At 71.5% G+C, this 17,192-nt stretch carries 17 protein-coding genes and 4 tRNA genes; 10 read left to right on the plus strand and 11 right to left on the minus strand.

What is annotated here, in order from left to right; all coding sequences use genetic code 11:
* Positions 1 to 80: 80 nt before the first annotated feature.
* The 3 genes from purL to purS are packed head-to-tail and all read right to left on the minus strand — an operon-like array spanning position 81 to position 3,330.
* A complete protein-coding gene (gene purL / locus ACWY4P_RS24500; RefSeq protein WP_456212672.1) occupies positions 81 to 2,330 on the minus strand; it encodes a phosphoribosylformylglycinamidine synthase subunit PurL in 2,250 nt (749 codons plus the stop codon).
* Positions 2,327 to 3,040, minus strand: coding sequence for a phosphoribosylformylglycinamidine synthase subunit PurQ (gene purQ, locus ACWY4P_RS24505; protein ID WP_456212673.1), 714 nt, complete (start codon positions 3,038 to 3,040; stop codon positions 2,327 to 2,329). The genes purL and purQ overlap by 4 nt, the downstream gene beginning before the upstream one ends.
* Positions 3,037 to 3,330 (minus strand): phosphoribosylformylglycinamidine synthase subunit PurS, encoded by a 294-nt coding sequence (purS, locus tag ACWY4P_RS24510; RefSeq protein ID WP_456212674.1) that lies wholly within the window; start codon positions 3,328 to 3,330, stop codon positions 3,037 to 3,039. Before purS ends, purQ begins: the two co-directional genes overlap by 4 nt.
* Before the next feature lie 301 nt (positions 3,331 to 3,631).
* Here purS and ACWY4P_RS24515 point away from each other — a divergent pair, with 301 nt between their 5' ends.
* From ACWY4P_RS24515 to ACWY4P_RS24560, 10 genes are all read left to right on the plus strand, one after another.
* Entirely contained in the window at positions 3,632 to 3,949 is a 318-nt protein-coding gene (locus ACWY4P_RS24515; protein WP_456212675.1) for a histone-like nucleoid-structuring protein Lsr2, read from the plus strand.
* Positions 3,950 to 4,046: 97 nt separating this feature from the next.
* Positions 4,047 to 4,118: transfer RNA gene (locus ACWY4P_RS24520), tRNA-Gly, on the plus strand.
* 80 nt (positions 4,119 to 4,198) lie between these two features.
* Positions 4,199 to 4,270, plus strand: a tRNA-Gly gene (locus tag ACWY4P_RS24525).
* 78 nt (positions 4,271 to 4,348) lie between these two features.
* Positions 4,349 to 4,424, plus strand: a tRNA-Gly gene (locus ACWY4P_RS24530).
* Positions 4,425 to 4,565: 141 nt separating this feature from the next.
* Entirely contained in the window at positions 4,566 to 5,558 is a 993-nt protein-coding gene (locus tag ACWY4P_RS24535; RefSeq protein WP_456212676.1) for an ABC transporter ATP-binding protein, read from the plus strand.
* On the plus strand, positions 5,555 to 6,364 hold the full coding sequence (locus tag ACWY4P_RS24540) for an ABC transporter permease (protein WP_456212677.1): 810 nt from the start codon (positions 5,555 to 5,557) through the stop codon (positions 6,362 to 6,364). Before ACWY4P_RS24535 ends, ACWY4P_RS24540 begins: the two co-directional genes overlap by 4 nt.
* Before the next feature lie 100 nt (positions 6,365 to 6,464).
* Positions 6,465 to 7,691, plus strand: a complete 1,227-nt coding sequence (locus tag ACWY4P_RS24545; protein WP_456212678.1) for a sensor histidine kinase — start codon at positions 6,465 to 6,467, stop codon at positions 7,689 to 7,691.
* Positions 7,688 to 8,308, plus strand: a complete 621-nt coding sequence (locus ACWY4P_RS24550) for a response regulator (RefSeq protein WP_456212679.1) — start codon at positions 7,688 to 7,690, stop codon at positions 8,306 to 8,308. The genes ACWY4P_RS24545 and ACWY4P_RS24550 overlap by 4 nt, the downstream gene beginning before the upstream one ends.
* A 61-nt stretch (positions 8,309 to 8,369) precedes the next feature.
* Positions 8,370 to 8,996 (plus strand): alpha-ketoglutarate-dependent dioxygenase AlkB, encoded by a 627-nt coding sequence (locus ACWY4P_RS24555; protein WP_456212680.1) that lies wholly within the window; start codon positions 8,370 to 8,372, stop codon positions 8,994 to 8,996.
* Positions 8,997 to 9,112: 116 nt separating this feature from the next.
* Positions 9,113 to 9,185, plus strand: a tRNA-Gly gene (locus tag ACWY4P_RS24560).
* A gap of 46 nt (positions 9,186 to 9,231) precedes the next feature.
* On the opposite strand, the gene ACWY4P_RS24565 is transcribed toward ACWY4P_RS24560, so the two are convergent.
* The 8 genes from ACWY4P_RS24565 to ACWY4P_RS24600 all read right to left on the minus strand — a co-directional run bounded on the left by ACWY4P_RS24565 (position 9,232) and on the right by ACWY4P_RS24600 (position 17,183).
* Positions 9,232 to 10,152: a phosphoribosylaminoimidazolesuccinocarboxamide synthase gene (locus tag ACWY4P_RS24565; protein ID WP_456212681.1), complete on the minus strand. Its 921-nt coding sequence runs from the start codon at positions 10,150 to 10,152 to the stop codon at positions 9,232 to 9,234.
* A 93-nt stretch (positions 10,153 to 10,245) separates the two neighbouring features.
* Positions 10,246 to 11,730 (minus strand): N,N-dimethylformamidase beta subunit family domain-containing protein, encoded by a 1,485-nt coding sequence (locus ACWY4P_RS24570; RefSeq protein ID WP_456212682.1) that lies wholly within the window; start codon positions 11,728 to 11,730, stop codon positions 10,246 to 10,248.
* Between the two features lie 248 nt (positions 11,731 to 11,978).
* Positions 11,979 to 13,775 carry a hypothetical protein gene (locus ACWY4P_RS24575; protein ID WP_456212683.1) on the minus strand — a complete coding sequence of 599 codons (1,797 nt, stop codon included), beginning with the start codon at positions 13,773 to 13,775 and terminating at the stop codon, positions 11,979 to 11,981.
* A 363-nt stretch (positions 13,776 to 14,138) separates the two neighbouring features.
* The gene (gene purD / locus ACWY4P_RS24580; protein ID WP_456212684.1) at positions 14,139 to 15,443 is read right to left on the minus strand and encodes a phosphoribosylamine--glycine ligase; all 1,305 of its coding nucleotides are present in this window, start codon (positions 15,441 to 15,443) and stop codon (positions 14,139 to 14,141) included.
* Between the two features lie 84 nt (positions 15,444 to 15,527).
* Positions 15,528 to 15,779, minus strand: a complete 252-nt coding sequence (locus ACWY4P_RS24585) for a type II toxin-antitoxin system RelE family toxin (RefSeq protein ID WP_456212685.1) — start codon at positions 15,777 to 15,779, stop codon at positions 15,528 to 15,530.
* Complete coding sequence (locus ACWY4P_RS24590; protein WP_456212686.1) at positions 15,776 to 16,039, minus strand: type II toxin-antitoxin system prevent-host-death family antitoxin; 264 nt, start codon at positions 16,037 to 16,039, stop codon at positions 15,776 to 15,778. The genes ACWY4P_RS24585 and ACWY4P_RS24590 overlap by 4 nt, the downstream gene beginning before the upstream one ends.
* Before the next feature lie 20 nt (positions 16,040 to 16,059).
* On the minus strand, positions 16,060 to 16,317 hold the full coding sequence (locus ACWY4P_RS24595) for a DUF397 domain-containing protein (RefSeq protein ID WP_456212687.1): 258 nt from the start codon (positions 16,315 to 16,317) through the stop codon (positions 16,060 to 16,062).
* Positions 16,314 to 17,183, minus strand: a complete 870-nt coding sequence (locus ACWY4P_RS24600; protein ID WP_456212688.1) for a helix-turn-helix domain-containing protein — start codon at positions 17,181 to 17,183, stop codon at positions 16,314 to 16,316. The genes ACWY4P_RS24595 and ACWY4P_RS24600 overlap by 4 nt, the downstream gene beginning before the upstream one ends.
* Positions 17,184 to 17,192 lie beyond the last annotated feature (9 nt).

Raw genomic sequence — 17,192 nt, forward strand, 5'->3', positions numbered from 1 at the left:
GGCCCCGCTCCCTGTGTGACGGCAGGGAACGGGGCTTATTTCATGTCTCAGGTTTTCAGGTCTCAGGCGAGTTTCAGGTCTCAGGCGAGCAGGCCCGGGATCGTCGCCTCGTGAGCCTCCTTGAGCTCCGCCAGCGGCACGGAGAACTGGCCCTGGACGTCGATCGCGTCCCCGTCCACCACACCGATCCGGGCCGCCGGAAGCCCCCGCGCCCCGCACATGTCGTTGAAGCGGACTTCCTCGCTGCGCGGAACGGCCACCACGGCCCGGCCCGCCGACTCCGACAGCAGGAAGACGAACGGGTCGAGGCCATCGGGCACCACGATCCGGGCGCCCTTGCCGCCGCGCAGGCACGACTCGACGAGGGCCTGGATCAGACCGCCGTCGGACAGGTCGTGTGCCGCGTCGACCATGCCGTCGCGCGAGGCCGAGATCAGTATCTCGCCGAGCAGCCGCTCGCGCTCCAGGTCCACCCGCGGCGGCAGCCCGCCGAGGTGGTCATGGACGGTCTGCGACCAGGCCGAGCCGCCGAACTCCTCCTCGGTGTCGCCGAGCAGGTACAGCAGATGGCCCTCGTCCGCGAAGCCGATCGGGGTGCGGCGCGCCACATCGTCGATCACGCCGAGGACGGCGACCACCGGCGTCGGGTGGATGGCCACGTCCCCGGTCTGGTTGTAGAGGGAGACATTGCCGCCGGTGACCGGGGTGCCCAGGGTCAGACAGCCGTCGGCCAGGCCACGGGTGGCCTCGGCGAACTGCCACATGACCGCCGGGTCCTCGGGCGAGCCGAAGTTCAGGCAGTCGGAGATCGCCAGCGGCTTGGCACCGGAGGCCGCGACATTGCGGTACGCCTCGGCCAGCGCGAGCTGTGCGCCCGCGTACGGGTCGAGCTTGGCGTAGCGGCCGTTGCCGTCCGTGGCGACCGCGACGCCGAGGCCGGTCTCCGCGTCGACGCGGACCATGCCGGAGTCCTCGGGCTGGGCGAGGACCGTGTTGCCCTGGACGAAGCGGTCGTACTGGTCGGTGATCCAGGACTTGGACGCCTGGTTCGGGGCGGAGACCACCTTGAGGACCTGCTCGCGCAGCTCGGCGGGGGTCGCCGGGCGCGGCAGCTTGCCCGCGTCGTCGGCCTGGAGGGCGTCCTGCCACTCCGGGCGGGCGTACGGGCGCTCGTACACCGGGCCCTCGTGGGCCACCGTGCGCGGCGGGACGTCGACGATCTGCTCGCCGTGCCAGAAGATCTCCAGCCGCTCGCCCTCGGTGACCTCACCGATGACGGTGGCGATGACGTCCCACTTCTCGCAGATCTCCAGGAAGCGGTCGACCTTGTCGGGCTCGACGATCGCGCACATGCGTTCCTGCGACTCGCTCATGAGGATCTCCTCGGGCGAGAGGGTCGCGTCGCGCAGCGGCACGGTGTCCAGCTCGACCCGCATGCCGCCGGAGCCGGCCGAGGCCAGCTCGCTGGTGGCGCAGGAGAGCCCGGCGCCGCCGAGGTCCTGGATGCCGGCGACCAGGTTCTCCTTGAAGATCTCCAGGGTGCACTCGATGAGCAGCTTCTCCTGGAAGGGGTCGCCGACCTGGACGGCGGGGCGCTTCGTGGGCTTTGTGTCGTCGAACGTCTCGGAGGCCAGCACGGACACGCCGCCGATGCCGTCGCCGCCGGTGCGGGCGCCGTAGAGGATGACCTTGTTGCCCGTGCCCGAGGCCTTGGCGAGGTGGATGTCCTCGTGCTTCATGACACCCACGCAGAGCGCGTTGACCAGCGGGTTGCCCTGGTAGCAGGGGTCGAAGACGACCTCGCCGCCGATGTTGGGCAGACCCAGGCAGTTGCCGTAGCCGCCGATGCCAGCGACCACGCCGGGCAGCACCCGCTTGGTGTCGGGGTGGTCGGCCGCGCCGAACCGCAGCGGGTCCATCACGGCGACCGGGCGGGCGCCCATGGCGAGGATGTCGCGGACGATGCCGCCCACGCCGGTGGCCGCGCCCTGGTACGGCTCGATGTAGGAGGGGTGGTTGTGCGACTCGACCTTGAAAGTGACCGCGTAGCCCTGGCCGACGTCGACCACGCCCGCGTTCTCGCCGATGCCGACGAGCAGCGCGTCGGAGGCCGGAGCCTTGTCGCCGAACTGCCGCAGATGGACCTTGCTCGACTTGTACGAGCAGTGCTCGGACCACATGACGGAGTACATGGCGAGCTCGGCGCCGGTCGGGCGGCGGCCGAGGATGGCGCGGATGCGCTCGTACTCGTCCTGCTTGAGGCCGAGCTCGGCCCAGGGCTGCTGGACGTCCGGGGTCTGCGCGGCGTGCTTGACGGTATCGAGGGTCATGCGTCGACCAGCCTCTTGAGGATCGAGGTGAAGAATCCGAGCCCGTCGGTACGGCCGGTGCCGATCAGCGGCTCGACGGCATGCTCGGGGTGCGGCATGAGGCCGACGACATTGCCCGCCTCGTTGGTGATACCGGCGATGTCGCGCAGCGAGCCATTGGGATTGCTGCGCTCTTTGGGGGGGTACCCCCCAAGCCCCCCGCCTCTGTAACGGAAGACGACGCGGCCCTCGGCTTCTAGTTCATCCAGAACCCGCTCGTCGGCCACATAGCGGCCGTCGATGTTCTTGAGCGGGATGTTGATCTCCTGACCCTGCTCGTAGGAGCGGGTCCAGGCGGTCTCGGCGTTTTCCACTCGCAACTTTTGATCACGACAGATGAAGTGCAGATGGTTGTTCCGCAGCATCGCACCGGGCAGCAGATGAGTCTCGGTGAGAACCTGGAAGCCATTGCAGATGCCAAGCACGGGCATGCCCGCCTTCGCCTGCTCGATCACCGACTCCATTACCGGGGAGAAGCGGGAGATCGCTCCGGCCCGCAGATAGTCGCCATACGAGAAGCCCCCGGGCAGCACGACCGCGTCGACCTGCTTGAGGTCCTTGTCGCGGTGCCACAGCGGCACGGCCTCCAGCCCGGCGACGCGGACCGCGCGCTGGGTGTCGCGGTCATCGAGCGTGCCGGGGAAGGTGACGACTCCGACGCGTACGGTCACGACTCCGCCTTCGCGGCGAGGGCGGAGTCGGCGGCCTGGTCGGCCTCGATCCGCACGGTGAAGTCCTCGATCACGGTGTTGGCGAGAAAGGTCTCCGCGATCTCGCGGATACGGGCGAGGGCGGCGTCGTCGACCGGGCCCTCCACCTCGAGTTCAAAGCGCTTGCCCTGACGGACGTCGGCGATCCCCTCGAAACCGAGACGGGGCAGCGCGCGCTGCACCGCCTGTCCCTGAGGGTCGAGGATCTCCGGCTTGAGCATGACGTCGACTACGACGCGTGCCACTGGCACTCCCGGTGGTGTGGTGCTGGTGCGTAAGGCGGTGAGCCAAGCCTACCCCGCAGAAAAGTCTACGCGAGTAGATAAGGCTGGCCTTGCGTCACGTTTAAGCATCGGCGGCGGCATCCACTGGGGAAAGTTCCAGGAAAAACGTATGGTCCCGATTGCGGCGTGACACGCGGACAAAATTAGTGGGGCTTCACAATGTAATGCCTGCCGCTGTACAAATGAAAAGGCATTGTTCACTAACAACAGGACAGCTGCCATCTTTGCACGTCAACGCATCGATGCAGCCCGAAAGGACCGATATCCCGTGGCGCAGCGCGTAGTAGTCACGCTCTCCGACGACATCGAAGGCGGTCAGGCGGCGGAGACGGTCTCGTTCGGACTTGACGGCAAGGCGTACGAGATCGACCTCAACGCTGCCAATGCGGAGAAACTCCGCGGCCTTCTCGAGCCCTACGTGGAAGCGGGCCGCAAGCGGTCCCGCTCCGGCAAGGCCTACCGCCGCACCTCCGTCGCCCCCGACCCGGCCGCGGTCCGCGCCTGGGCGCGGTCGCACGGCATGGAGGTCCCGCCGCGCGGCCGGATCCCCAAGAAGGTCTACGAGGCGTTCAACGCGTCGAACTGAGCCCCCCTCATCGCCGAGTTGCACACCCACCCAGGTGATCCGCTAGAGTCTGGATCACGCCGAGGGGCGAGGCCGGAAGGCAAACCCCGAGGAACGCGCGGGTGTAGCTCAGTAGTAGAGCGCCCTCTTTCCAAGAGGGAGGCGCAGTGTGCAATCCCTGTCACCCGCTCTCATCCCCCTGCCGAACCACTCCGGTGGATCGGGTAGGGTGATGGACACGCCGATCGGCCAGGGTCGATCGGATGCCACGCGGGTGTAGCTCAGTAGTAGAGCGCCCCCTTTCCAAGGGGGAGGCGCAGTGTGCGATCCCTGTCACCCGCTCTCATCTTCGCCTCGACCACTTCGGTGGATGGGGTAGAGTGATGGTCGCGCCGATTGGTGAAAGCCAGTCGGATGCATGCGGACGTGGCTCAGTTGGTAGAGCATCACCTTGCCAAGGTGAGGGTCGCGAGTTCGAATCTCGTCGTCCGCTCCATGGCCCTGAGGCGCCGGTCGAATCGACCGGCGCCTCAGGGCTTTTATGGTCTTGTGGACTCTCGCTCCTGCTGACATTTGTCATCCGGGCCCATGACAGCCCGCACTACCCGCGCCCCGGGGCCGCCGGAAACCTGAAGACATGGATCTCGGGGACAGTGCGCTGGGCGACAGCGCGATAGACGTCACAGAACTTCGGCGCAGGTACGGGCGCACACCCGGCCCTTCCTCAGCCCAGGGCTTCGAGGCCGTGCGCGGCGTCTCCTTCTCGGTGGAGTACGGCGAGCTGTTCGCGCTGCTGGGCACGAACGGCGCCGGGAAGACCTCCACCGTCGAACTGCTGGAAGGCCTGGCCGCCCCGACCGGCGGCCGGGTGCGGGTGCTGGGCCACGACCCGTACCGCGAGCGGGCCGAGGTCCGGCCGCGGATCGGGGTGATGCTCCAGGAGGGGGGCTTTCCGTCCGAGCTGACCGTGAGCGAGACCGTACGGCTGTGGGCCGGGTGCACCAGCGGGGCACGGCCCGTCGGCGAGGCCCTGGAGCTGGTGGGCCTTGCCCGGCGCCGGGACGTACGGGTCAAGATGCTCTCCGGCGGGGAGCGCCGCCGCCTGGACCTGGCGCTCGCCCTGCTCGGCCGCCCGGAGGTGCTCTTCCTCGACGAGCCGACGACCGGCCTCGACGCGGAGGGGCGGCGCGAGACCTGGGAGCTGGTGCGCGCCCTGCGGGACCAGGGCACCACGGTGCTGCTGACCACGCACTATCTGGAGGAGGCCGAGTCGCTGGCCGACCGGCTCGCGATCATGCACGAGGGGCGGATCGCCGCCTCCGGGCGGGTCGCGGACATCGTGGCCGAGCGGCCCTCGCAGCTCTCCTTCGCGCTCCCGGCCGCCCTCTCCCCCGCCGACCTGCCCTCGCTCGCCCAACTCGGCGCCGCCGAACGCGAGTCGGACGGGCGGACGGTACGGCTGCGCACCCGGGACCTTCAGCGCACGGCGACCGAGGTGCTGGTGTGGGCGCGGGACAAGGGGCTCGAACTCGGCGGGCTGGACGCCCGGTCGGCGTCGCTGGAGGAGGCGTTTCTGCATATCGCCCAGGGCCTGGAGAAGACGGAAACGGCGGAGGGGAACGCCCGATGACCACCACGAACACCATGAGGACCGCGACCCACACCGTCGGCACCACGACCGCGCGCGCCCGCATCACCTCGCTCGCCCGGGCTGAACTGACGCTGCTGGTACGGAACAAGGCCGCGCTGACCTACGCCCTGCTGCTGCCCGGCTCGCTCACCCTCAGCATGACCACCTTCACCAGCGACATCGACCTCGACAAGGCCGGTCTGTCCCTAGCCACGCTGGTCCTCCCCGGCTCGATCGGCCTGGCGCTGGTCCTCGCCGTCTATATGAACCTCGTCGGCGTCTATGTCATCCGGCGCGAGGAACTGGTCCTCAAGCGGCTGCGCGCCGGCGAGCCGACCGACCCGGAGATCCTCGCCGGGGCGGCGCTCCCCGCCGTGCTGATGGGGCTGGTGCAGTGCGTGCTGATGGTCGCCGCGGTGGGCCCGGCCCTGGACGCGCCGGTGCCGAAGGCGCCGCATCTGGCGGTGCTCGGGGTGGCGGCCGGTCTGGTCCTGATGGCCGCGCTGGCCGCCGCGACCGCGGCCTTCACCAAGACCGCGGAGTCGGCGCAGCTGACGCCTATGCCGGTGATGCTGGTGTCGATGCTGGCCTCGGGGCTGTTCGTACCGCTCGACGTCATGCCGGACCGGGTGGCGGCGGTGTGCGAGTGGGCGCCGCTGACCCGGGTGATCGACCTCGTACGGGCCGGGTGGACGGGCGGGATGGGCGTGGGCGAGGTGCTGACGGCCCTGGTCACGGCGGCGGCCTGGACGGCCCTGGCAGGGTGGACCGTGCGCCGGCGGTTCCCGTGGGAGCCGCGGCGCTGACAGATCTCGGGTTGCGGTGGATCCGCGACGTCAGGGGCATGGGGACGAGGGGGCGGGGTTGGTGATACGCCGATGGCGGCGGCGCAGCCGGCAGGTGCGCGTGGAGCTGTTCACACGGTGGACGCTGTACGCGCTGCCCTGGATCATGATCGTCGTCATGGCGGGTCCGGTGCCCCACAGGCTGCGGCTGGACCCGCCGGCGAACGGGCTGGCCTGGACGCAACTCGCCCTGGTAGTGGCCCAGTGCGCGCTGTCACTTCCCCTGCTGCGGCGGGGGCTCGACCACCGGCTGCGCGAGCGTGCGGTGCCACGGGGGCTGATGGCGCTCGCCGCGGTGCTGATGGTCGCCGGGCTGGGCGTCGTGGTGGCACTCCTGACCCTGGCCGATCAGCCGCGGGACCGGACGGCGGTCGTCACGGCGGCGACGCTGAGCACGCTGCCGTTCTCCATCGCGTGGTCCCTGCTGCTGTCCATCCGCGCCTTCACGCTGGTACACGCGGGGCTCGGCGCCGCGCTGTTCGGGGCGACGGCCGCCTTGGGGGTGGATTCCTTCATGTCGGTGGCGTCCGTCGCCGCGGTGTTCCTCATGGCCTCCCTGTCCCTGTTCTCGGTCCGCAGCTCGACCTGGGTGCTGGTGGTGATGTGGGAGCTGGACGCGAGCCGCGAGGTGCAGGCGCGGCTCGCGGTGGCGGAGGAGCGGCTGCGATTCGGCCGCGATCTGCACGATGTGATGGGCCGGAACCTCGCGGTGATCGCGCTCAAGAGCGAGCTCGCGGTCCACCTGGCGCGGCGCGGGCGGCCGGAGGCCGCCGAGCAGATGGTGGAGGTGCAGCGGATCGCGCAGGAGTCGCAGCGCGAGATCCGGGACGTGGTGCGCGGCTATCGGGAGGCGGATCTACAGGTGGAGCTGGCCGGAGCGCGGTCGGTGCTGCGGGCGGCCCGGGTCGACTGCCGCGTCGACTACCGGATCCCGGACGAAGGCGAGGGCGCGGAGCTGCCGGCGGCGGTGCGGTCGGCGCTGGGGTGGGTGGTGCGCGAGGGCACGACCAACGTCCTGCGCCACGCGGAGGCGGCCCGGTGCACGGTACGGGTCCGGATGGGGCGGGCGGCGGACGGGGCCCGTACGGCGGTGCTGGTCATGGAGAATGACGGGGTGTCGGAGGCCGGGCCGCGCGTGTCCGGTACCTCGGGCAACGGGCTCAAGGGGCTGCGGGAGCGGCTGGTGCCGTTGGGCGGCACGCTGTGGTCCGGCCCCGGGGAGGGCGGGACGTACCGGCTGCGGGCCGAACTCCCGCTGGTGGAGCGCGGCGAGAGGGGCGGCGTATGAGCGGGACATCCGCGATCCGGGTGCTGCTCGCGGACGATGAGCATCTGATCCGGGGCGCCCTGGCCGCCCTGCTGTCCCTCGAAGAGGATCTGCTGGTGGTCGCGGAGGCCGCGTCCGGGCCCGAGGCGCTGGCGATGGCCCGGGCGCACCGGCCCGACGTGGCGGTGCTGGATCTGCAGATGCCGGGGGCGGACGGGGTGTCGGTGGCCGCCTCCCTGCGATCCGAGCTGCCCGGCTGCCGGTCCATGATCGTGACCAGCCACGGCCGCCCGGGCCACCTCAAGCGGGCGCTGGAGGCCGGGGTACGGGGCTTCCTGCCCAAGACCGCGTCGGCGCAGCGCCTCGCCGAGATCATCCGCACCGTCCACGGCGGCAACCGCTATATCGACCCCGATCTGGCGGCCGACGCGATCAGCGCGGGCGACTCCCCGCTGACCGCGCGGGAGGCGGAGCTGCTGGAGCTGGCGGCGGACGGCGCGTCCATCGCGGAGATCGCCCAGCGGGCCGCGCTGTCGCAGGGGACGGTCCGTAACTACCTGTCCTCGGCCGCGTCCAAGATCCCGGCCGAGAACCGCCACGCGGCGGCCCGGATGGCGCGCGAGCGCGGCTGGATCTGAGCCCAGATCCCCCGAACGATCAAATCGCACAGATATTCGGTTAGCCGGTTACCCTTGACGCATGCTCCCGTACCTCCAGGGCTCGCTCTTCGACCAGGCCGACGACATCCGTCTCGGCCCGCTGGGCGATATTCACAGGACGGTGCTCGGCGACGGGGCCTGGATCGATCTGCTGCCCGGGTGGCTGAGCGGGGCCGACGCCCTGTTCGCGCGCCTCGCCGACGAGGTGCCCTGGCGGGCGGAGCGGCGGCATATGTACGACCAGGTCGTGGACGTGCCGCGGCTGCTCGCCTTCTACGGCGCCGACGACCCGCTGCCGCACCCCGTCCTGGACGAGGCGCGGACCGCGCTCTCCGTGCACTACGCCGCCGAGCTGGGGGAACCGTTCACCACGGCCGGGCTCTGCTACTACCGGGACGGCCGGGACAGCGTGGCCTGGCACGGCGACCGGATCGGCCGGGGCGCACGCGAGGACACCATGGTCGCGATCCTGTCCGTGGGCGTGCCGCGCGATCTCGTGCTGCGCCCGCGCCGCGGCGGGGCCACCGTGCGGCAGCCGCTCGGGCACGGCGATCTGATCGTGATGGGCGGCTCCTGCCAGCGGACCTGGGAGCATGCGATCCCCAAGAGCACCCGGGCCGCGGGGCCGCGGATCAGCGTCCAGTTCCGGCCGTACGACGTCGCCTGATGGCGGGAACCGGGCCCGCGTGGGGAACGAGGTAGTTCCCCCGTCGCGGGTTTGGTTATAGTGGAGGCGCGTCGGACGGAATCCATCCCGAATCCGGACGGAAGAGACCGGCGCATGCGGACGTAGCTCAGTTGGTAGAGCGCAACCTTGCCAAGGTTGAGGTCGCGAGTTCGAGCCTCGTCGTCCGCTCTGTTGAAGAAGGCCCTGGCCATATCGGCCAGGGCCTTCGCCGTTGTCAGGACCAGCGGGTGCCGGTCAGCCGCTCGTACGCCTCCACGTACTTCGCCCGCGTCCGCTCCACGATCTCCTCCGGCAGCGGGGGCGGCGGCTGCTCGCCGTGGCGGTCCCAGCCGGAGGCCGGGGAGGCCAGCCAGTCGCGGACGAACTGCTTGTCGAACGAGGGCTGCGGGCGCCCCGGCTGCCACTGGTCGGCGGGCCAGAAGCGGGAGGAGTCGGGGGTCAGCACCTCGTCGGCGAGGACCAGCTGCTGCTCGTCCCCGCCCCCCTCGGCATCCGCATAACCGAACTCGAACTTGGTGTCGGCGAGGATGATGCCCCGATCGCGCGCGATGTCGCGGCCCCGGTTGTAGACCGCGAGCGTGGCCTGGCGCAGATGCGCGGCGGTCTCGGCGCCGACCCGGCGGGCCACCTCCTCGTACGGCACGTTCTCGTCGTGCTCGCCGACCTCGGCCTTGGTGGCCGGGGTGAAGATCGGGGAGGGCAGCTCGGAGCCGTCGGCCAGCCCCTCGGGCAGGGCGATCCCGCAGACCGTGCGGCTCTCCCGGTACTCGGCCAGGCCCGAGCCGGTCAGATAGCCGCGGGCCACGCACTCCACCGGGAGCATGCTCAGCGACCGGCACACCAGCGTGCGGCCCGCCCAGTCGGCGGGGGCGCCCTCGGGCACCTCGGTGGACAGGACGTGGTGCGGCACGACGTCGATCAGCTGGTCGAACCACCACAGGGAGAGCTGGGTGAGGACCCTGCCCTTGTCGGGGATCTCGGTCGGCAGCACCCAGTCGTACGCGGACATCCGGTCGCTGGCGACCATGACGAGGTCGCCCTTCTCGTTCCGGTAGAGGTCGCGCACCTTGCCTGTGTGCAGATGCACAAGGCCCGGCACCTCCACCGGCTCGGGCTTCTCCACGAATCCGGACACGGTTCCTCCTGGTGGGTTTGTCCAAGCCCCACGATTCTGCCCCACGCCCCACCCCGCGGCCGACGTGGGGCACACCCGGCGTGGCCTGCGCCTTCAGCCCCGTTTGCAGATGCGGTCCAGGAGGTTGGCGGTGGCCCGCTGCACCCGCACGTCGGTGTGGCCGGGCCGGTCCAGCGCCGGGGTCCACGCGAAGGTGCCGGAGGCGAAGACCAGGGCTCCGCTGGGCGCGCGGTACAGCGAGGTGTCCTGATGCCGGCTGACCCCCTGGGCGTCCCGGTACGGGGAGTGGGCGAGCAGGATCCGGCGCAGGTGCGCGGGCAGGCAGGTGCGCGGGAAGTAGCGGTCGGCCTCGCCCGCGACCAGGCCGGGCAGCTCGTCGCCCTCGTCCGCGCCGGTCGCCTCCCACAGCCAGTGGCTCGTGTTCCGCACGATCAGCGGGGTCGGCTCGGACACCGGGCCCGCGTACTGGATGCCCAGCAGCTGCTGCTCGGGCGCCGTCTCCCGCCACAGCGCGGAGCGGCCGGGGCCGCGGCGCTTGTGGCAGGTCAGCAGGCGGTCCGGGCCGGAGGGCGACGGTACGAGGCCGACCTGCCAGTACATGGTGTTGGCGGAGAGGAAGACCAGCGAGGTGCCGCCGTCGCGGGCCGCCTCGACGGTGCGCCGCAGCGGGGCCGACCAGTACTCGTCATGGCCGGGGAAGACCAGGCCGCGGTAGCGGCTCGGGTCGATGCGGCCCGCGTGCAGATCGCGGGTCTCGGCGTACGCGAGGTCGTAGCCCATCCGCTCGGCCCAGCGGATGAAGTCGTACGCGTGGCCCACGTGCAGCGGCAGCCCGGCGCCCGCGTACGGCCGGTCGAAGGAGACCGTGACCGCCGCCCGCGACTCGCCGAGCAGCCGGCCGTGCTCGTCCCACGCGTGGTAGAGGCTGGCGCCGGTCCGGCCGTCCTCCGGGTAGAGGTTGTAGGCCTGCCAGGTGATGTCCGGGAGGACGAGGAGGAGATCGGCGGGGTGGGTGTCGCGGACGGTGAACGGGATGTGGTTGCGGTAGCCGTCGGCGGTGGTCAGCACGGCGACATACGCGCCGGAGTTCCAGTACGAGGGGATCTGGAGCCGCCAGGACAGCCACCAGTGGTGGCAGGAGACGGTGCGGTCGGCGGCGAGCGGGGGCGGCTGGACGATGCCGGCCAGCCGCGGGCTGCTGGTCATCTTGGCGGCGCCGTCGCCGCCGTAGTGGCCGATGCGGTAGACGTCCACGCTGAACTGCTGGGGCGGGTCGACGGTGACCCGGAAGTCGATGGCCTCGCCGGGGGCGGCGGCGGAGGCGGAGGTGAAGCCCTTGATCTGGCGGTGTACGTCGTCGGCGGTCCGGGGGGAGGGGATATGGCCGGGGCCGGTGGCGCCGGTGGCGCCCGAGGCCGGGCCGTGGTCCACGTACCACGGCACCAGGCGGCCCGTCTCGCTGAAGTAGGTCTGCCTGCCCCGCAGCCAGGGCAGCGGGCCCTGGCCGAAAGGGTCCGTCACCGCGTGTGCGAGGGCTCCCGACTCCCAGCGCCGGATCGGTTCCGTGGCGTCGTCCACGACTGGCTCCCCTCCCTGCCTCCCCTGGTGGCTCCTCGCCACCACCCCCAGCACATCACATTACGCACCCAAGCCGTCACTGATCGTCGCGACCTTTGCCGAACCCAGACCCGGAGCGTTCACGCCCGGGTTTCATCCGGTCGGCCCTTGATTTACCGCGCTGAGGCATTCAGGCGACACCCGGTGTCGGACCGGCCGGACCGGCTTCAGACCGGCCGGACGCCGGTGTCGGACCAGCCGGACCGGCGTCAGACCAGCCGGACCGGCTTCTCCGGCCGTACGCCCACCTCGCCGAGCCAGGCGCGCAGCGGCTCTGCGTCCCCGTCCTCGACCAGGCTCAGCACGGGGTGCGCCAGATCCGCCCGCCGCTGCCCGCCGAACAGCAGCGCGGGCCCGTCGAGCCAGTCGAGCCCCGGCGCGGCGCCCGCGGTGTCTATGGCGGCGCAGCACACCATGGCCGTGACGTGGTCGGCCAGCAGCTCCCGGCCGGTACGGGGCGGCTGTAGCGGGAAGAGCGGCACGAAGCCGTCGATCCACGGGTCGCCGCCGGACCCCGGCCCCTCCCCCGCGCGGGTGGCGGCCGCCTGGCCGGGTGCCCGGGTGGCCGCCTGGCGGACGGCCTCCTCGCGGGCCAGCTCCACGCTGAGCCAGGTGGCGACCTCCTCGCCGAGCCGCCCGGTCGGGGCGAGGTCGGGGGCGGCGGTCAGCCGGTCCATGACCCGGGCGAGGGTGGGCGCGGCGGGCTCGGGCCCGGGGCCCGGCTCTCCCTCCTCGGGCGCCGCGGGGCCGGAGCGGGCCTGCTCGTCGAGGACGCGGTGCAGGCGGGCGGCCTCCACGCGCCATTTGCGGTCCACGACCTCCTCCGGATACTCGCCCCAGTCGACCGGGGACCAGTCCGGGCCCGGCTCGCTCGGGCCACCGTGGAACAGCCGGGCGGCCAGCAGCGACGTCGCCTCGTCGATCAGCCCCGGCTCCTCCAGGAGGTCGCAGGCGGGCCGCTCGCTGAGGCGGGAGGCGAACCCCTCGGCCAGCCGGTCGCGGCGGGACAGCTCGGTGAGGGCCGCGACCACGCCCGCGTCCAGGCGGGACGGCCAGCGGCCCATCCGCCAGGCGGGCAGCGCGACCCGCGTCAGCAGCCGGTCCCACCCCGCGTACGCGAGGCCGACCTGCTCCTGGGCCACGATCCGCAGGCCGTAGTCGACGGCCTGGGCACGCTCCGAGGCGGCCGCGGCGACGGCCCGCTCCATCTCGGCCGCGTGGTCCCGGCAGCCGCGCAGCAGCAGCCGGGCGATCCACCCGAGGAAGGCGAGGGCGGGGCGGCGGACCGCCCGGCCGAGCGCCGCGCCGAGGGCCGCGACCGGAGCCGTACGGCGCGTACGGCCGGTTTCCGCGGCCGGGGCGACTCCCCGGGCGGCGGCGACGGCGACAGCGGCGTCCAGGCCGCGGACGAAGCGGCGGGCGGCCGCTATGTCGGGGTGTACGGAGGGGCCGGTGCCCGCGACGACGGGCGCGAGCAGGGCGCGCAGCTCGGGGACCCGCATCCACCACAGGAACGGCGAGCCGATGACCAGCACGGGGGCCTGCGGGGCCCGCCGCTCGGCTCTCCCCACGACCGGAGCGCCGGCGGGCGCGCTGCCCATGCCGCCACCGCCGCTCCTGGCGCCGCTGCTCTTGGCGCCGTGTGCCCGATGCGTACGGTCCTCCAGCCAGCTGTCGCAGTCCGGGGTGAGCGCTATCGCGGACGGCGCGGGCACCTCCAGGCGATCGGCCAGGTCACGGACGAGGCGGTAGAGATCCGGGGCCGTCTCCTCGGCGATGGGCACGGTGGGGCTGAGCGCCGGCCTGGCCCACACCACCACGGCCGCCACGGCCGCCGCCAACAGCAGAACCACCACAGCCCCGCCGACCACCGCCCAGCGGACGGCGGTCCAGCTCTCGCCATGGGAGCCGCCGAGCCGCCCCGTGGCGCCGCCGACCAGCAGCACGGCGGCGACCGCCGCCGGGAGAAGCGCGACCGCGAGTGCGGTGCTCCGGATCCGCAGCACCGCGAGAGCGCGGGCACGCGCTGAAAGCGCGCCTGCTTCCGGACCTGCCACGGTTCCATCACCCCCTGCTGTCCAGCCGATGAATGAACAGCGGACGTCGGCGGTGTTGCAGCCTTACACCCCCCACTGTCGCACCGGCCGCCCGCGCCGCAATGCCGGTGGGCCACTTGCCGCACCGCGCCTGAGCGGCACACTAGTTGGGGCCCGCGCGTGCGTCAGCAGGATGCCGGGAGGGCTCACCCGATGGAATGGCCTTGGCCAGAACCGGGAACTTCTCGAGGAACTTTCTGGACCCTTACAGGCCCTCCTCGACCGCCTCTCGACCAGGCCTCGAGGGCCCGGCCCTCAAGCGTCTCAAGGGCCTCAGGCCGACGCCACCCCGGGCCCGGCCTCCGCAACGGCCTCCTCCGCCGCCTCCGACGCCGCCCTGGCGGCGATGTCCGAGCGGTGGTGGGAGCCGTCCAGGGCGATACGGGTGACCGCCCGGTACGCCCGTTCGCGCGCCCTGACCAGGTCGGAGCCCGTCGCGGTCACGGACAGCACCCGGCCCCCCGCGCTCACCACGTCACCCGACGCAACCTCCCGCTTGGTGCCCGCGTGCAGGACATACGCCTTGGGCCCGTCCTGCTCGGCCACCTCGTCCAGGCCCGTGATCGCGTCACCCGTACGAGGCGTGCCCGGGTAGTTGTGCGAGGCGATCACGACGGTCACCGCCGCGCCATCGCTCCAGCGCAGCGGCGGCAGCGCGTCGAGCCGACTGGTCGCGGCGGCCAGCAGCACCCCGGCCAGCGGGGTCTTCAGCCGGGCCAGGACCACCTGGGTCTCCGGGTCGCCGAAGCGCGCGTTGAACTCGATCACCCGTACCCCGCGCGAGGTGATCGCCAGCCCCGCGTACAGCAGCCCCGAGAACGGCGTCCCCCGGCGGCGCAGCTCGTCCACGGTCGGCTGAAGCACGGTCGCCAGCACCTCGTCGACCAGCTTGGAGTCCGCCCACGGCAGCGGGGAGTACGCACCCATGCCACCCGTGTTCGGGCCCTCGTCGCCGTCGTAGGCGCGCTTGAAGTCCTGGGCCGGCTGGAGCGGGACCACGGTCTCACCATCGGTGATCGCGAAGAGCGACACCTCAGGGCCGTCCAGGTACTCCTCGATCACCACCCGCCCGCAGGCCAGCGCGTGCTCGCGGGCCGCCGCGAGGTCGCTGGTCACGACGACGCCCTTGCCGGCGGCCAGCCCGTCGTCCTTGACGACGTACGGCGCGCCGAACGCGTCCAGCGCCTCGTCGATCTCGGCCTCGTTCGTACAGACGTAAGCGCGGGCGGTGGGCACGCCCGCCGCCGCCATCACATCCTTCGCGAACGCCTTCGACCCCTCCAGCTGCGCCGCCTCGGCGGACGGCCCGAACACGGGGATCCCCCGCTCCCGCACCACATCCGCCACCCCCGCCACCAGCGGTGCCTCCGGGCCGACCACCACCAGCTCCGCCTCCAGCGAGGCGGCCAGCTCGGCGACGGCCGCGCCGTCGAGGGCGTCGACCGTGTGCAGCTCGGCGATCTCCGCGATGCCGGCGTTGCCGGGCGCGCAGTGCAGAGCCGTGACGTCGGGATCGAGGGACAGTGCGCGGCACAGGGCGTGTTCGCGGGCGCCGGTACCGATGACGAGGACCTTCACGGTATGCAGCCTATTGCCTCGCCCCCCGATCCCCCCGCGCCGGGGGCCCGGCCACCCTCTTTCGGCGGCCGGGCGGGCGGGACGTCAGGCGCCCGCGTAGCCGATGTGCTCGATGTGGAGAGTATGAGCATCCAGATCAACGCGATACAGGATGCGCCAGGGCCCATGCCGGAGACGGCGATGCTCGGTGCCCCACGGACGGGACGCTTCGGGCCGATGGTTCTCAGCCAGCTGGTCAGTGGCCTGAAGGAGAGCGTCAACGCCCTGGGGATCACCCTTGAGGTGACCGGCAGCGGCATTGAGGGCTGCCGGTTCCCACACCACCTGCCAGGTCACTCGCTTCGCCCGGCTGCCTCGAGAAGGGCACGTCGTGCCTCGCTGTGCGGGATGGGGGCCTCACTGCGACCGAGGGCACGGTCACGCTCGATGCGCGCGAGGGCGAGGGCGTCCTCGAGGTCTTCGAGCTCGGCGGGCGAGATCAGGACAGCCGTGGGAACACCACGGTCGGTCAGGGTGATGTGCTCGTGCTGGGCGGCTCGGCGAGCAAGGTCACCGAGCCGCCCCCTCGCTTCCGCGATGGGATATGTAGCTGACATGCATCTAGTGTACAGCTACATTACACTTCGCGGGCGCTCCCAGCCCGAGGCCACAGCTCGCCGGAGAGCACGCCCTTACGGAAGGCGTCCCACTCCTGGGCGGTGTAGCGGAGGGCCGGGAAGGCGGGGTTCTTCGAGTCGCGGATGGCGACGGCGCCGCCGGGGAGATCGGTGATCTCTATGCAGCCATTGCCACCATTGCTGAACGACGACTTGCGCCACGGCGCCCCGCTCAGGTCTATCGCGTAGAGGTCGTCCTTACGGCCGGTGGTGCTCACGGCGTGTTCCTCTCCAAGAGGTTCCTGATGGTCTCGAGGGAATCATCCACCGAAAGCGCCGCCGCGACGATGCGTTCGAACGCCATCTCGAAGAGCTTCGCGTCCTCGGCCCCCTCCAGGAAATAGCCGCCCTGGATGTTCTCGATGTCGACCACCGTGGGCCACGGCGGCGGGAAGCGCACCACTTCGAAGAGTCCAAGCATCCCGGGGTGCGGGGTCGAGTTCAGCGGCATGATCTGGATCGTGATGCTCGGCAGCTCCGCCATGTCCAGCAGATGCCGCAGCTGCTCCCGCATAAGGGCCGGATACGAGGCGAAGCGCTGGTACAGCGCAGACTCGTGGATAACGGCCCACAGCTTCATCGGCTTCTCCGGCCGGGTGAGGATGGCCTGCCGCGTCTTGCGGACCTCGGCGAGCGCCATGACCTCTTCCGTGGTGTGGGTCATGGCGGTGGCGGCGATGATCTCGCGCGCGTAGGCACCAGTCTGCAGCAGGCCGGGGATCAGGCCCGGTGCGTAGATGTATGTGCTCTCCGCGTCGGATTCCAGGGTCAGGAAGTCCTTGTACGACAGGGACACCACGTCGCCGTAGGCCCTCCACCAGCCCTGCTTCCCGGCATCGCGCGCCAGGTCGGCCAGCGCGGCGACGACGTCGGAGTCCGTCACTCCGTACAGCTTCAAGAGCTTCTCGACGTACTGCGGAGGCATTCGCGCCTTGGCGTTCTCGATACGGGACATCTTGCTCTCGTCCCAGCCCATCGCCTCACCGGCGACGACCATGCTCAACCCTGCGTCGCGGCGGTATCTCCGCAGAGCCTCACCGAGGCGACGCCTTCTCAGAGTTGGCACTGCTCGCGAATTCGGCATGGTGCTTGT

The sequence above is a fragment of the Streptomyces sp. LZ34 genome, from assembly GCF_053890475.1.

Excerpts from the sequence above, each read along its gene's own strand:
- ACWY4P_RS24590 (WP_456212686.1), bottom strand. The coding sequence starts at position 16,039 with ATGTCAGCTACATATCCCATCGCGGAAGCGAGGGGGCGGCTCGGTGAC.
- purL (WP_456212672.1), bottom strand. The coding sequence starts at position 2,330 with ATGACCCTCGATACCGTCAAGCACGCCGCGCAGACCCCGGACGTCCAG.
- ACWY4P_RS24535 (WP_456212676.1), top strand. The coding sequence starts at position 4,566 with ATGGATCTCGGGGACAGTGCGCTGGGCGACAGCGCGATAGACGTCACA.
- ACWY4P_RS24600 (WP_456212688.1), bottom strand. The coding sequence starts at position 17,183 with ATGCCGAATTCGCGAGCAGTGCCAACTCTGAGAAGGCGTCGCCTCGGT.
- ACWY4P_RS24555 (WP_456212680.1), top strand. The coding sequence starts at position 8,370 with ATGCTCCCGTACCTCCAGGGCTCGCTCTTCGACCAGGCCGACGACATC.
- ACWY4P_RS24540 (WP_456212677.1), top strand. The coding sequence starts at position 5,555 with ATGACCACCACGAACACCATGAGGACCGCGACCCACACCGTCGGCACC.
- ACWY4P_RS24550 (WP_456212679.1), top strand. The coding sequence starts at position 7,688 with ATGAGCGGGACATCCGCGATCCGGGTGCTGCTCGCGGACGATGAGCAT.